The organism is Roseovarius sp. THAF8 (genome assembly GCF_009363735.1).
GTDB lineage: Bacteria > Pseudomonadota > Alphaproteobacteria > Rhodobacterales > Rhodobacteraceae > Roseovarius.
Genome location: NZ_CP045410.1, coordinates 1,211,030 through 1,224,939 on the forward strand (window position 1 = coordinate 1,211,030; position 13,910 = coordinate 1,224,939).

Below are 13,910 nucleotides of genomic sequence, written 5' to 3' on the forward strand. Positions count from 1 at the left end.
TCAGATCGCCTTAAGCCACGCGGCTCTTTCCCGATGGTGTCGATAGACCAGCGCCATCGACGGGCCGCGGCGCGGCGATCCGACGGTGGTTCGGCAGCACTTTATCCAAGCCAAATCCGAAACAGGATCGAGCGATTCACCGTATTTCACCCAATCGCCGGGCCGTGGGGGCGGCCCGTCGATGGCGCGGGGCCTGCGGCCCGTTTCCGCGCCGGGGCTGTCGATCGAGCGTCTTCTTTGTCCGCAAAGACCACATCCGAATCGACGACGCCCCTACCCCATCTGCGCCGACGGGGTGGAACGGGAAATCTCCGCCTCCTCCTCGGTCATCTCCTCCGGCACGCCCTCGAACAGCGGCGTCGACAAGTACCGCTCGCCCGTATCGGGCAGCATCACCAATATCACCGCCCCTTCCGGCGCGGTCTCCGCCACCTGCATCCCGACCGCGAAGGTGGCGCCGCCCGAAATGCCGGTAAAGATGCCTTCCTCCGCCGCCAGCCGACGCGCCCATTTCACGCCATCGGCCCCGGCAACCGGGATCAGCTCGTCATAATAGCTGTTGTCGATCGCCTCCTGGATCACGTAGGGAATGAAATCCGGCGTCCAACCCTGGATCGGATGCGGCTCGAAATTCGGGTGGCTTTCCGTGGGCTGATGCTGGTCGTTGCGGGTATTCACATACCCCGAAGAGATGATCGCCGCATTGGCCGGCTCGCTCAGGATGATCTTCGTGTCGGGCCGCTCGCGCCGCAGCACCCGCGCCACGCCCGTCACCGTCCCGCCGGTGCCATAGCCCGTCACCCAGTAATCCAGCCGCTCGCCCTCGAAATCGCCCAGAATCTCGCGCGCCGTCGTGGCCTCGTGGATATCGGCGTTCGCCTTTGTCTCGAACTGGCTCGCCAGGAACCAGCCGTTCTCCTCCGCCAGTTCCTTGGCCTTGGTGTACATCCCGAACCCCTTCAGCGCCTTCGGCGTCAGCACCACCTTCGCCCCCAGCATCCGCATCAGCTTGCGCCGCTCGACCGAGAAACTCTCGGCCATCGTCACCACCAGCGGATAGCCCTTGGCGGCGCAGACCATCGCCAGCCCGATCCCGGTATTGCCCGACGTGGCCTCCACCACCGTCTGCCCCGGCTTCAGGCTGCCATCGGCTTCGGCGGCCTCGATGATGTTCAGCGCCAGCCGGTCCTTGACCGAAGCCGCCGGGTTGAACGCCTCGGCCTTGACGTAGACGGTCACGCCCTTGGGCACGATGCGGTTCACCCGGATCACGGGCGTGTCGCCCACCGTGTCCAGAACGCTGTCATAGCGGCGGCCGCGGCCCTTTGTTGTTCGGCGTGTCATGGTATCCTCCCGGGGTCTGGTTTCCCCCGAGTCTTAACACAGTTTTAACCGCTTTTGGGACGCTCCATTAAGAAACGCGCCGGTGCGCAAGGCACCGACGCGTTACCACTGAAATACCGACGTGATACCGACCCGGGTTTCAGGCTTTAACGCCCAGGGTCGCGCACCCCTCACCCATCCTTGCGGATGGTCTCGTTTTTCGGGTCATACGGGCTGTCGCAGGTCACGGTCGCGTCCCACAGCTTGTCGAACATCTTGACCTTCAGCCTGGTGCCTTCCACGGCCAGATCGGGCGTGACATAGCCCATCCCGATCGACTTGCCGAAATGCACCGAGTAGCCACCCGAGGTCAGCCGCCCGACCCGCGTGCCGTCTTCCGAATAAAGCACCTCGCGGCCCCACGGATCGGCATCCTCCGGCCCGTCGATCAGAACGGTGCAGCACTTGGAACGGACACCCGTCTCCTGCAATTTATCCTTTCCGTGGAAGTCTTTATCCAGATCGACAAAGCGCGGCAGGTCGGCCTCCAGCGGGGTCGCGTCGCGGCCCAGCTCGTTGCCAAAGGCACGATAGGACTTCTCCTGCCGCAGCCAGTTCTGCGCCCGTGCCCCGACCAGCTTCATGCCGTGCTTCTCGCCTGCCTTTTCCAGCAGATCGAACAGGTAGTTCTGCATCTCCATCGGGTGATGCAATTCCCAGCCCAGCTCGCCGGTATAGGCCACGCGGATCGCCTTAACGGGGCACATGCCCAGCTCGATCTCGCGGCACGACAACCACGGAAAACGCTTGTTGCTCAAGGCCGTAGCCGGATCCGCGTCCTTGATCACCTCGTTCAGAACGGCACGCGATTTCGGCCCTGCGATGGCGAAGACACCCCATTGGCTCGTCACGTCCTGGATCTCGATATACCCGAACTCTTCGGCCTTGTCGGCGGCCGCCTTGCGCAGGTAATCGGCGTCATATTCCGTCCAAGCCCCTGCAGAGACACAGTAATACGCGTTCTCGCCGGTCCGGACGATGGTGTATTCCGTGCGCGTCGTGCCATGATCCGTCAGCGCATAGGTCAGGTTGATGCGGCCCACCTTTGGCAGCTTGTTGCAGGTGAACCAGTCCAGAAACGCCGTCGCCCCGGGTCCCTTCACCACGTGCTTGGTGAATGCGGTTGCATCGATCAGGCCCACGCCGTTGCGAACGGCTTCTGCTTCGGCCTTGGTGTGCTCCCACCAGCCGCCGCGGCGGAACGATCGCGCGTCGTGATCGAAATTGTCATCGGCATCCAAGGGCCCGAAATAGTTGGGTCTTTCCCACCCGTTGACGAAGCCGAACTGCGCGCCCCGTGCCTTCTGCCGGTCATAGGCGGGCGCCGTGCGCAGCGGGCGGCAGGCGGGCCGCTCCTCGTCGGGGTGGTGCAGGATGTAGACGTGCTCGTAGGCTTCCTCGTTCTTGCGCGCGGCGAACTCGGTCGTCATCCAGTTCGATGAATACCGCTTGGGATCGAGGCTCGCCATGTCGATCTCGGCCTCGCCCTCGACCATCAGCTGCGCGAGGTAATAGCCCGTACCACCGGCGGCCGTGATGCCAAAGCTGAAGCCCTCGGCCAACCACATGTTGCGCAGCCCCGGCGCGGGCCCGACCAGCGGGTTGCCATCGGGGGTATAGCAGATCGGACCGTTGTAATCGTCTTTCAAACCAACGGTTTCCGTCGACGGGATCCGGTGGATCATCGACATGTATTCTTCCTCGATCCGCTCCAGATCCAGCGGGAAGAGGTCAGCGCGGAACGTGTCCGGCACCGAGTATTCGAACCGCGCCGGCGCGTTCAGTTCATACGGCCCAAGGATCCAGCCGCCCCGCTCTTCGCGCACGTACCACTTGGCATCGGCATCGCGCAGAACCGGATGCTCTTCGCCACCGTCCTGGCGGTACTTGACCAGCTCGGCATCAGGCTCGGTCACGATGAACTGGTGCTCCACCGGGATCGCCGGCATCTTGATGCCCAGCATCCGCGCGGTGCGCTGCGCGTGGTTGCCGCTGGCGGTCACAACATGTTCTGCGGACACGACAATCTGCTCGTCCGAGAACACCAGGTTGCCGCCCTTCTCGACCATCTTGGTCAGCGTCACATCCCAGTGATCGCCCTTCCATTCAAAGCCGTCGGCCTGCCATTTGCGCTCGATCATCACGCCGCGCTGGCGCGCGCCCTTGGCCATCGCCATGGTCACGTCGGCGGGGTTGATATAGCCGTCGGTAGGGTGATAGATCGCGCCTTCCAGATCGTCGGTATTGACCAGCGGCCACCGCTCCTTGATCTGCGCGGGCGTCATCCACTCATACGGCACGCCACAAGTCTCGGCGGTCGAGGCGTAAAGCATATATTCATCCATACGCTCTTTGCTCTGGGCCATGCGCAGGTTACCCACGACGGAGAAGCCGGCGTTCAGGCCTGTCTCTTCTTCCAGCGTCTTGTAGAACTTGATCGAGTAGTCATGAATATGCGTCGTCGCATAAGACATGTTGAAATACGGCAAGAGACCCGCGGCGTGCCACGTCGAGCCGGAGGTCAGCTCGTCACGCTCGATCAGCATGACGTCTTCCCAGCCTGCGCGGGCCAGATGATAGGCGATCGAGGTCCCGACGGCACCGCCGCCCACGATCAGTGCTTTTACTTGGGTTTTCATGACATCCGACTCCCTTGGCAGGCATGCTGGCGAGCGTTGTATCACGCCTGTAAACATGCGGCGGGTCCATCCGACATGTCACCGAACAAAAACGACGCGCCGCGCCCATACTCGGGCACGGCGCCTTCAGGATTCGTTAAGACAGCTCTGGTCTAGTCGCAAAAACTTCCGACGCAGCGTTGGCCGGACTTTCCGCTGCCACTGGACAACTCGAGCCGCTTGGGCATGGCCGCGGGTTCCGTGGGTTGGGGCGTCAACGACGCGGCTTCCTCGCCGCCGGTGACCTGGGTGATCAGCTTGGACAGCAGGCCGCCGGGTTGTATTCCCTTCGACGTGTCGCATTCCACCCGCAGCGCAGCCATGTCAAAGCCGCAACTGCCCTGCGGCAGGTCGTGCCTGCTTTCGAAGCCCGAGGCGGCGATGGCCATGCCCATCTCCATTTCCTCGTCACTGGCATTGCGCGCAGCGCGGAATGTTTCGAATTCGACAAGGCCGATGGCCTTGGAAAAGATCATCCCGGCGTCGCGGTCGCTGTTTTCCTCGTCGACCTGCATCAGGATCTTGCCGCCCGCCGATGCCTCCATGTCCCGTGCCCGGTTGGCGGCGGCAATCGCTTCCGTGCCGAGCGCGTTCGATGCCGGAGCGGTCTTGAGCGGCATGTTCGTGGCCTCGCTCAGCGCGCCAAGCTCGGCCTGCAGCTCGGGCGACATTTCCGGCTCGGGCGCGTTGGCGGCGCGGGCTGCCGCGGCTGCGGTCTCGGCATCGGCCACCATCATCACGGTGTCGACCATCTGCTTGACCTCGGCCTGCACCTCCTCGGCGGATTTGCCCGCCATCACGGCCTCGCGGCCCCGGTAATAGCCGAGCTCGATCAACCCGCTCAGGTCGGTGACCTTGCCGCCTGTGATGTCGATGTCGCCGCCCATGCCCCCAAGGCGCGTCGAATAGGCACTGAGAACCATGGCGCCGGTGTCGATATTCTCGATCTTGTACTGCGCCTCCAGCGCGCGGAGACCCAGGAACTCCGTCTTCAGGCGGCGCAACTCCAGGCTCAGCGCGACCGGGTCGATGCCGTCGGGCAGGCCCACGTCATTGCCCACGCTCGGCACCGGACGCGGCAGCAGGCTGTTCAGGCCGTCATAGTCGATCCGGCTCAGGATTTCCTGCGTGGCGTCGCGCGACGCGTTGGCGTGGACCCGCAGGTGCACTTCGTTGCCGAAGCCGATCGACCCTTCGAGATAGCGAAAGTGATAGGGCCGCTCGCCGTCATGCGCCAGCTTCTCGGTCAGGCCGAACCCGCCGGTCACGCCGTATCCCACATTGCGCTCGAAGGCGTTCATCATGGCGCCATCCATCGCACTGGCCACGACACCGAAAAGCGAGTTCGAGCTGGGCCGCTTCACCAGCCGCACCTCGACAAGGACGGTTTCGGTTCCGCGCTGATAGATCCAGGACTGCTTGGCGCGCTCCTTGAGCTGCTTGACGTGGTCGCGCGCCTCCATCTGTTGCAGAAACCCCTTGCCGGCAGAGCTGCTCATAGAGCCGTCCACCCCGGCCTCGGGCGGCAGGATCGCACTGTCGTCGCCTTCCAGCAGGGCGCGCCGCTCCCAGCCTTCGGGTGCCTCGGGCAGATAGAGCTGGCCGCCCTGCCGCCAGCGGCTCTGGCGCTCGCGCTCGGCCTGCTCGGCCAGCTTCTCATCCTTGGCGGCGCTGAACCTGTTCGGAATGGTCTCGATATAGGCCCCAGGCGTCATTTGCCCGAACGAAAAGCCGGCCCTGTTCGATTGATCGTAATAATCCACACCGGCCAGGATGGTCCCGGCGGTCAGAACGAACCCGATGGAATATGCGTTAATCATGCCCTGCTCCGCAACGTGTTTGCGACATGGCATGCCAGTCAATTCGGGCAGGATTGGGATGGCTGCGGGGCGATTTCCCGGCGCGGTTTATTCGCCCAGGGCAATACCTTCGCGCCGCGGATCGGCCCCGCCTTGCAACGTCTCGCCAATGGAAATCGCGTGCAGCCCGGAGACGAGCACTTGCGGTGCCATCTCGAAACCCAGCGCTTCCAGTCCCGGCAAAAGCTCCATCGCCCCGGTCCCCACTTCCACGTCATAGGTGCCGAACCTGTTGACCAGATGGGGCAATTCCACTGCCGCCTGCACATCGAGGCCCCAATCCAGATGCGCGATGATCGTCTTGGCCACGTAACCGATGATGCGGCTGCCGCCGGGGCTGCCCACGGCCAGCACGGGTGCGCCGTCCTTCATCACGATGGTCGGCGCCATGGAAGAGCGCGGCCGCTTGCCCGGCTCCACCCGATTGGCGATGGGCCGGCCATCCTCATGGCTGCGAAACGAGAAATCCGTCAGCTCGTTGTTGAGCAGGAACCCCCGCACCATGAGCCGCGAGCCGAAGGCATTCTCGATAGTGGTGGTCATCGACGCCACGTTCCCGAAGCGGTCCACGATCGAGACATGCGAGGTCGAGGGCAACTCGATCGAGGCATCGTCCCCGAGATCGAGCGCATGGTCGAACTCGGGCTCTCCCGGCGAGACGTCCGGCAAAGCGGTGTTGCGGTTCAGACGTTCCGCGCGACCGGCCAGGTATCCCGGATTCAGCAGGCCTTTCACTGGCACGGGCACGTAATCGCTGTCTGCCATGTACCGGCCCCGGTCGGCAAAGGCGAGACGGCTGGCATCTCCGATCAGCCGCCATGCGTCCAGGCTGTCGGGTCCCAGATCCCCGATATCGAACGGTGCTAGCAGACCCAGGATCTGCCCGACGGTCAACGCACCCGAGGATGGCGGGCCCATCCCGCACACGTCGAAGCCCCGGTAGGGCGCACAGACCGCGGCACGTTCCTTGACGCGATAGATCGCCAAGTCGACTGCCGCCATCACCCCGGGGTTGCCCTCCGCCTGCGTCACGGCGGTCACGATGTCGGCGGCGATGTCTCCGGTATAGAACGGCTCCGCGCCCTCTTCGGCAAAGCGGCGCAAGGTGTCGGCATAGGCCGGATTCTTCAGGCGATCACCGGGCTCGATGCGCCGGCCTGCCGGAAAGAAATAATCGCGCGTCGCCCCGAACCGGAACAGGCGGACTGCGTCCTGCACCACCATCGCCGCCAGTCTCGGCGACACCTCGAACCCGTCCCGGGCAAGGGTCGTGGCCTCGGTGAACAGGCTTTCCCAAGGGGCGCCTCCCCAGCGTTCATGGGCTTCCTGCAAAAGCGCAGGTGTACCGGGAATCCCCACCGACCGCCCGCCCACGACCGCATCGTAAAAGGACAACGGCTCACCCGCCTCATCCTGGAACAATGTCGGCGAGGCGGCCAGCGGCGCGGTCTCGCGACCGTCGAGCGTGGTCAACGCGCCGCTTTCGGCGTCATACCAGACAAGGAACGCCCCACCTCCCAGGCCAGAGCTTTGAGGCTCCACCAGCCCCAGCACCAGTTGCACCGCCACGAGCGCATCCGCCGCCGTGCCCCCCTCGCGCAAAACCCGTGCCCCGGCCTCGACCGCCAGCGGATTGGCCGCCGCCACCATCCAGCCTTGTGCCTCGACCGGACGGCCCGCCTGTTTCGCGTCCAGCGCCGCGGCCACGGTTTCGGAGGTGACCACCGCGCCCGCGCCTTCGCCTTCAGGCTGGACCCCGTCGGCGGCCTGCTGGGCCACCGCCATCCCGGCAAGAAACACGGCGAGACTGGCAAGAAGCAGGCGCATGGGCATTCTCCGGTGTTTGCGACGCTCGCGCGAAGCCTTACAGCATGGACGGTACGACCTGGTCCGGCGGGCGGTGGCCGTCGTCGAAGGTCTTGATGTTCAGCAGGACCTTCTCGCCCATTTCCAGCCGCCCCTCGACCGTAGCCGACCCCATGTGGGGCAACAGGACCACGTTCTTCAGCTCTCGCAGGCGAGGGTTGATCGCGCCGGCGTTCTCGTAGACGTCCAGTCCGGCGCCGGCGATCTCTCCGGCGCGCAGCATCCGCGTCAGGGCGTTTTCGTCCACCACCTCGCCCCGGCTGGTGTTCACCAGCACCGCGTCGGGCTTCATCAGTTTCAGGCGCCGGGCATTCATCAGGTGAAAGGTCGACGGCGTGTGCGGGCAGTTCACGCTCAGCACATCCATCCGAGCCACCATCTGGTCGAGGCTTTCCCAGTAAGTCGCGCCAAGCTCGTCCTCGACTTCGGGCCGGAGGCGATGCCGGTTGTGATAATGCACCTGCATCCCGAACGCCGCGGCGCGCCGCGCCACCGCCTGCCCGATCCGGCCCATTCCGAGGATACCCAGGCGCCGTCCGGCGATGCGGCCGCCGAGCATGGCGGTCGGGGACCAGCCGGGCCAGTCCTCCTTCTGCATCAACGAAAGCCCTTCGGGAATGCGGCGGGTCACGCTCAGGATCAGCGCCATCGTCATGTCGGCGGTGTCGTCTGTCAGCACACCCGGGGTGTTCGACACGAGAATGCCGCGCTGCCGGGCGGTATGCACGTCGATATGGTCCACCCCCGCGCCGTAATTCGCGATCAGCTTCAACCGTTCGCCCGCCTGCCCGATCAGCCCGCCATCGATCTGGTCGCTCAGCGTCGGCACCAGCACATCTGCCGACTTGACAGCCTCGACCAGCGCGTCACGGCTCATCGGCCTGTCGTCCTCGCGCAGCGTGACGTCGAACAATTCCTGCATACGCCGCTCGACAGCCTCCGGCAGGCGTCGCGTTACGACAACACTCAGTCGACCAGATGGCATATAGCGTTTCCCCCGTCTTCCATAATGCGTGTTCTTCTGTACAGTGACTCAGGACGACCGAGGGCACAAGAACCCCGGGTCATATGAGTGAGCAGTATTGACGCCATGAAACGGTTTTCCGCCTCAATCGGGGCCGCCCTGATCGCGGTGCTGGCAATGCCCGCCCTCCCTCAGGACACAGAGGAACGCGGCCCGGTCACGAACCTTCCCCTGCCGCGTTTCGTGTCGATGAAGGCCGCCGAGGCCAACGTCCGACGCGGACCCAGCCTGACACACCGCATCGACTGGGTGTTCAAGCGGCGCGACCTGCCTTTGGAGATCATTGCAGAGCATGGCCATTGGCGCCGCGTCCGCGACCGCGACGGTCAGGGTGGCTGGATTCACTATTCGCTTCTGTCCGGCACGCGCACGGTGATCGTCGAGTCCGACATGGCAAACCTATATTCTAAGCCCGACCCCGGCGCGATGATGGTGGCGCAGCTGGAAATGGGCGTGGTCGCACGGATTGACGAGTGCGCGATCGACTGGTGCCGTCTGATGGCCGGCGGCTATCGCGGCTGGGCGGAAAAGGCGGCCCTGTGGGGCGTGGAATCGGGCGAAATTCTCGAGTGATCTCGCGTCCGACCACGGGCATCAAGAAACCGCCAAATAAATTCATCTCAGCCCTTGAACCGCACCGAAGAGCAGAGTAATTAGCGCGGCACCGTTGGGGTGTAGCCAAGTGGTAAGGCATCGGTTTTTGGTACCGTGTATCGTAGGTTCGAATCCTACCACCCCAGCCATCTCTCTCCGATCCTTGCCCCGCTGAGACCGCGACGCCGTCCGGGCGGCGAAGTGCCCCGGAAAGTGCCCCCGCCGGGTGCCGCGGGTGAGCGGCTCGGTGGTTCCGGCGGAGGCATTCCCGCTTGGCCGTCAGAGGAAGTCCGGGTCCGTTCCGTAGGCCCAATGCTCCCAGTCGTCGTGCTTGTTGTCTCTCTGCGACCCGATCCGGAGGTGGTCCGGGTTGACGCATCGACGATTGTGGCAGCGGTGACGCACCACCCGATCCCGCGACGCGACCTCGCCGGTCAACACGCAGCAGATGAAGCGGTAGGCGTCGATCGTGCGCCCGTGGAAGCGTATCTTCTGAGGTCGTTCGGTGTTTGTGACGAAGCACCCGTCCTCTTGCTTCACGGCGTTTTCGATGATCGAGAAAGCCCGTTTCCGGGCCTCCTCAATTTGGTCATCGATGACTTCTCTGAACCACACCTCGCTGTCGTCTTCGTATCGAAGCATTTCGGCTCCTTTCTAGATTTTGCTCAGTGTGCGTTAAGGATCATCTGGACTTGCCCTGGAAAAGTGGAGAGCACCAACTGAGGAACCAGGAGGTGTTCTATGGGAAACGGAAACAGACCGACGCCGGAGTTCCGGCGTGAAGCGGTGCGGCTGGCGCTGACCAGCGGCCGGACGCGACGGGAGATCGCGGAAGATCTGGGGATCGGGCTTTCGACACTGACGCGATGGCTCAGTCGCGAGCGGGACGCTGGTGGGCCGGTCGAGGCATCGGTCGATCTGCACGCGGAGCTGAAGCGGTTGCGACGCGAGAACGCGGTTCTGAAGCAGGAGCGCGACATCTTAAAAAAGGCCGCAACCTTCTTCGCGAAAGACGCAAGTCGATGAGCTTCGCTTTCATAGAGGCGGAGAAGGCCAGCTTCCCGATCCGGCGAATGTGTCATGTTCTCGGTGTCAGCCAGAGCGGGTTCTTCGCTTGGCGGGACCGCCCTGCCTGTCATCGCCAGCAGCAGGACATGATCCATCTTGCCCACATTCGAACGGCCTTTGAGCTGTCGAACGGGACCTACGGCAGTCCCCGCATGCACCGCGACCTCGTCGATGAGGGGCTCAAGATAGGGCGGCACCGCACGGCACGACTGATGCGCGAGAACCAGTTGATCGCGCGGCAAAAGCGGCGCTTTAAACGGACGACGGACAGTGAACATGCCTGGCCTGTGGCGCCCAACCTCGTGGCACAAGATTTCGCGGCGGACTGTCCGGACAGGAAGTGGGGGGCGGACATCTCCTACATCTGGACGGCAGAGGGCTGGCTTTACCTTGCCATTGTCTTGGACCTCTTCTCGCGCCGCGTCGTCGGTTGGGCCACGAGTGATCGTCTGAAGCGTGACCTCGCCATCGCAGCCCTGCGCCATGCTCTGGCCGCTCGCAACCCTGAGCCAGGACTGGTTCACCATTCCGACCGCGGATCGCAATACTGCTCGGTGGACTATCAGGCGCGGCTCCGCAAACGTGGCATCTTGATCTCGATGAGCGGGCGCGGGAACTGCTATGACAACTCAATGGTGGAAACGTTCTTCAAAACCATCAAGTCGGAGCTGATCTGGCCGGTCGCCTGGAAATCCCGCCAACAGGCCGAAAACGCCATCGCCAGATACATCGACGGGTTCTACAATCCCGTCAGACGCCATTCATCGCTCGGCTTCCAAAGCCCGATAGCATTCGAGCGAAAGGCCCGCGAAGTGAGCTAAACGCTCTCCACTTTTCCAGGGCAAGTCCATAGAGATGGGGACGACGACGCATGAGATATCCAGCCTCTGAAAAGCTGGAGATCATTCGTATCGTTGAGCAGTCTCACCTGCCGGTTAAGCGCACACTTGGGATGCTCGGCATCCCGCGGACCACCTTTTATCGCTGGTACGACCGCTACCTCTCGTTGGGCGAAGCCGGTCTTGAGGATCAGTCCTCGCGGCCTGGTCGGGTCTGGACCCGTATCCCGGACACCGTGCGCCGCCAGATCGTGGACCTGGCCCTGGATGAACCGGAGCTGTCGCCACGTGATCTCGCGGTCCGGTTCACGGATACGAAGCGCTACTTCGTCTCCGAGGCCAGCGTTTACAGGCTCCTGAAGGCCCATGACCTCGTCACGAGCCCGGCCCTCGCGGTGATCAAGGCAGCGGATGAGTTCCACGAGAAGACGACCCGGTCGAACCAGCTCTGGCAGACCGACTTCACCTATCTGAAGGTTATCGGTCACGCCGGAGGCGTGCCTTCGGCACGACGGCTGGTTCTATCTCTCGACGATCCTCGACGACTACAGCCGTTACATCGTTGCCTGGCAGCTCTGCACGACGATCCGCGCCGGGGATGTCACATCGACCTTGGAGGATGCCTTGGCTGCCTCAGGATGCGACGGCGCGACGGTCGCCCATAGACCGCGGCTGCTCAGCGATAACGGATCGTCCTACATCTCTGGCGATCTGGCCGCCTGGCTCGAACAGCAGGGCATGGATCACGTCCGCGGCGCGCCGAACCATCCCCAGACCCAGGGCAAGATCGAGTCCCTCTCGGCAGATTGCTTTGCAATCGCCTGCCGGGCAGTGGCTGGCACCAGACCCTGAAGGACCGCATCCTGCTCGAGAACTACTACCTGCCCGGCGCGCTCGAGGAGTCCATCGGCGACTTTGTCGAGCAATACAACCACCAGCGGTACCACGAAAGCCTCGGGAACCTGACCCCGGCCGACGTCTACTTCGGCAGGGCAGACACCATCCTCAGACGACGAAAGGAGATCAAACAGAAGACAATCGAGAAGCGGCGCTTGCTTCATCGCCAGACAGCCGCGTAGCCTAAACCATGAAAGAGCCAGAGCCTCCGCTAACCGTCAGGCCAACGTGTTCCAAATCATCTGACGACGGACAGTTCGCCGGTGAAAAGAAGGCTGCACGCCGTCTGCGAAGTGCCGCAAAGACCATGGACTTTCCGGCAAGCGAACTTTACATAACCGCGTTCTGGGCCATGTGAGGGGCCTCGGCGACCTGCACATTTGGTGCACTGACAACAGCACCGAACCCTTGGTAAATTCCCGAACCGATGGGCGACCGGAAAGGGACAGCCTGCTGCGCGAAGATGCAGCGTCCAGCATAGGTTTTTTCGCGAGCGTTTGAATTGCAGTGCCAACCGCCAGCGCCAAAACACATCAAACCGATGCAATACATGGGGTGTGGATGACCCCTGTAAGGGGCTCCGGCCGCCGCCTGTGATCGGGGTGGCCGGAATTCTACTGCCGCAGGACATCAGTCGGGCGCTTCGACCAGGATTTTCACATGAGACTTCTCCGCCGCAAGCGCTTCAAAGCCCTTTGCGACGATTTCATCCAATGGAATCCGCTTGGTGACCAGTTGATCGGCGCTGAAATACCCTTGGGTCATGAGCGCCATTACCGCCGGGTAGACATTGCGATAGGCGATGGTACCCTGCAACTGCCTCTCCTTGAGTACGACTGTGTTGGGCTGGAAGGAGGCCTCCTGTTCCCAGATCGACACGACCAGAACCTGTCCCTCGTGGCGCGTGGCGTCGATGCATTGCGGCAGTACCTGAGGTACGCCGGTCACCTCGAAGGCAACATGAACCCCGCCCGTCGCTTCTCGAACCTCCGCGACAGCGTCGGTCGCGGTTGGGTCTACCGCCGACGTCGCGCCGAGATCCAGCGCCTTTTTCCGCCGCACGTCAGAGGGTTCCACGACGTGAATCTCCGACGCGCCGGCAACGCGCAGCGACTCCACAACCAGAAGTCCGATCGGACCCGCGCCGAAGACAGCGGCCTTATCACCCGCCTTGATCTTCGAAAGGCGCACCGCGTGCAGGGCGACGGCAGCAGGCTCGACGAGCGCGCCTTGCTCCATGGATAGCGCCTGAGGCATCTTGTGCACCATGCGGGCGGGGACAACGCTGTGGGTGGCAAAACCACCGTGCCCGCCGGACAGGCCTACAAAACCGAGGCTGTCACACAGGTTGTATTTCCCTTCCAGGCAAGCGGCGCACTCCCCGCAGGCAAATATCGGCTCGATGGCGACGCGGTCGCCCACCGAAATATCCGTGACGCCCTCGCCCAGTTCCGCGACGGTACCACAATATTCGTGCCCCATGGTGATCGGCGCCTTGTCGTGGCTCAGGGGGTGATCGTCATCCACCGGCACGAAAATCGGCCCGGCCAGATATTCGTGCAGGTCGCTACCGCAGATCCCGGTCCATGCCACCTTGACCTTCACCTCGCCTTTGCCCGGTTTTGGTTCCGTGATGTCTTCGACGCGAATATCCTTCACGCCATGCCAACGTGCTGCTTTCATTTCTTTTCTCCAGTGTCAG

At 63.3% G+C, this 13,910-nt stretch carries 9 protein-coding genes, 1 tRNA gene and 1 pseudogene; 4 read left to right on the forward strand and 7 right to left on the reverse strand.

What is annotated here, in order from left to right; translation table 11 throughout:
* Positions 1-273 precede the first annotated feature (273 nt).
* The 5 genes from cysK to FIU85_RS05925 form a co-directional block, all read right to left on the reverse strand.
* The gene (cysK, locus tag FIU85_RS05905; RefSeq protein ID WP_152496216.1) at positions 274-1,344 is read right to left on the reverse strand and encodes a cysteine synthase A; all 1,071 of its coding nucleotides are present in this window, start codon (positions 1,342-1,344) and stop codon (positions 274-276) included.
* 170 nt (positions 1,345-1,514) lie between these two features.
* Positions 1,515-4,022 (reverse strand): FAD-dependent oxidoreductase, encoded by a 2,508-nt coding sequence (locus tag FIU85_RS05910; protein ID WP_152496217.1) that lies wholly within the window; start codon positions 4,020-4,022, stop codon positions 1,515-1,517.
* A gap of 152 nt (positions 4,023-4,174) precedes the next feature.
* Positions 4,175-5,881, reverse strand: a complete 1,707-nt coding sequence (locus FIU85_RS05915) for a hypothetical protein (RefSeq protein ID WP_152496218.1) — start codon at positions 5,879-5,881, stop codon at positions 4,175-4,177.
* Positions 5,882-5,968: 87 nt separating this feature from the next.
* Entirely contained in the window at positions 5,969-7,747 is a 1,779-nt protein-coding gene (gene ggt / locus FIU85_RS05920) for a gamma-glutamyltransferase (protein WP_152496219.1), read from the reverse strand.
* Between the two features lie 37 nt (positions 7,748-7,784).
* A complete protein-coding gene (locus FIU85_RS05925) occupies positions 7,785-8,771 on the reverse strand; it encodes a D-glycerate dehydrogenase (RefSeq protein WP_152491651.1) in 987 nt (328 codons plus the stop codon).
* 156 nt (positions 8,772-8,927) lie between these two features.
* Here FIU85_RS05925 and FIU85_RS05930 point away from each other — a divergent pair, with 156 nt between their 5' ends.
* Together FIU85_RS05930 and FIU85_RS05935 are read left to right on the forward strand one after the other, a co-directional pair.
* Positions 8,928-9,383 carry an SH3 domain-containing protein gene (locus tag FIU85_RS05930; protein WP_254703047.1) on the forward strand — a complete coding sequence of 152 codons (456 nt, stop codon included), beginning with the start codon at positions 8,928-8,930 and terminating at the stop codon, positions 9,381-9,383.
* Between the two features lie 95 nt (positions 9,384-9,478).
* A tRNA-Gln gene (locus FIU85_RS05935) sits at positions 9,479-9,553 on the forward strand.
* A 130-nt stretch (positions 9,554-9,683) separates the two neighbouring features.
* Here the strand turns inward: FIU85_RS05935 and FIU85_RS05940 are convergent.
* Positions 9,684-10,046 carry an HNH endonuclease gene (locus FIU85_RS05940; RefSeq protein WP_152491649.1) on the reverse strand — a complete coding sequence of 121 codons (363 nt, stop codon included), beginning with the start codon at positions 10,044-10,046 and terminating at the stop codon, positions 9,684-9,686.
* A gap of 99 nt (positions 10,047-10,145) precedes the next feature.
* On the opposite strand from FIU85_RS05940, the gene FIU85_RS05945 reads away from it, so the two are divergent.
* Positions 10,146-11,293 (forward strand): IS3 family transposase gene (locus FIU85_RS05945; RefSeq protein WP_152496220.1). Its coding sequence is split into 2 segments (ribosomal slippage): positions 10,146-10,398 and positions 10,398-11,293, totalling 1,149 coding nucleotides; the frame shifts between segments, so codons are not numbered across the junction.
* Positions 11,294-11,328: 35 nt separating this feature from the next.
* Positions 11,329-12,390, forward strand: a pseudogene (locus FIU85_RS22215) (DDE-type integrase/transposase/recombinase); the annotation flags it as partial.
* Positions 12,391-12,838: 448 nt separating this feature from the next.
* Here the strand turns inward: FIU85_RS22215 and FIU85_RS05965 are convergent.
* Positions 12,839-13,891 carry a 2,3-butanediol dehydrogenase gene (locus FIU85_RS05965; protein ID WP_152496222.1) on the reverse strand — a complete coding sequence of 351 codons (1,053 nt, stop codon included), beginning with the start codon at positions 13,889-13,891 and terminating at the stop codon, positions 12,839-12,841.
* Positions 13,892-13,910: the final 19 nt, after the last annotated feature.

Bases quoted from the DNA above. Each gene is read 5' to 3' on its own strand.
- FIU85_RS05940 (WP_152491649.1), bottom strand. From the start codon at position 10,046: ATGCTTCGATACGAAGACGACAGCGAGGTGTGGTTCAGAGAAGTCATC.
- ggt (WP_152496219.1), bottom strand. From the start codon at position 7,747: ATGCGCCTGCTTCTTGCCAGTCTCGCCGTGTTTCTTGCCGGGATGGCG.
- FIU85_RS05925 (WP_152491651.1), bottom strand. From the start codon at position 8,771: ATGCCATCTGGTCGACTGAGTGTTGTCGTAACGCGACGCCTGCCGGAG.
- FIU85_RS05965 (WP_152496222.1), bottom strand. From the start codon at position 13,891: ATGAAAGCAGCACGTTGGCATGGCGTGAAGGATATTCGCGTCGAAGAC.
- FIU85_RS05915 (WP_152496218.1), bottom strand. From the start codon at position 5,881: ATGATTAACGCATATTCCATCGGGTTCGTTCTGACCGCCGGGACCATC.
- FIU85_RS05910 (WP_152496217.1), bottom strand. From the start codon at position 4,022: ATGAAAACCCAAGTAAAAGCACTGATCGTGGGCGGCGGTGCCGTCGGG.
- FIU85_RS05930 (WP_254703047.1), top strand. From the start codon at position 8,928: ATGCCCGCCCTCCCTCAGGACACAGAGGAACGCGGCCCGGTCACGAAC.
- cysK (WP_152496216.1), bottom strand. From the start codon at position 1,344: ATGACACGCCGAACAACAAAGGGCCGCGGCCGCCGCTATGACAGCGTT.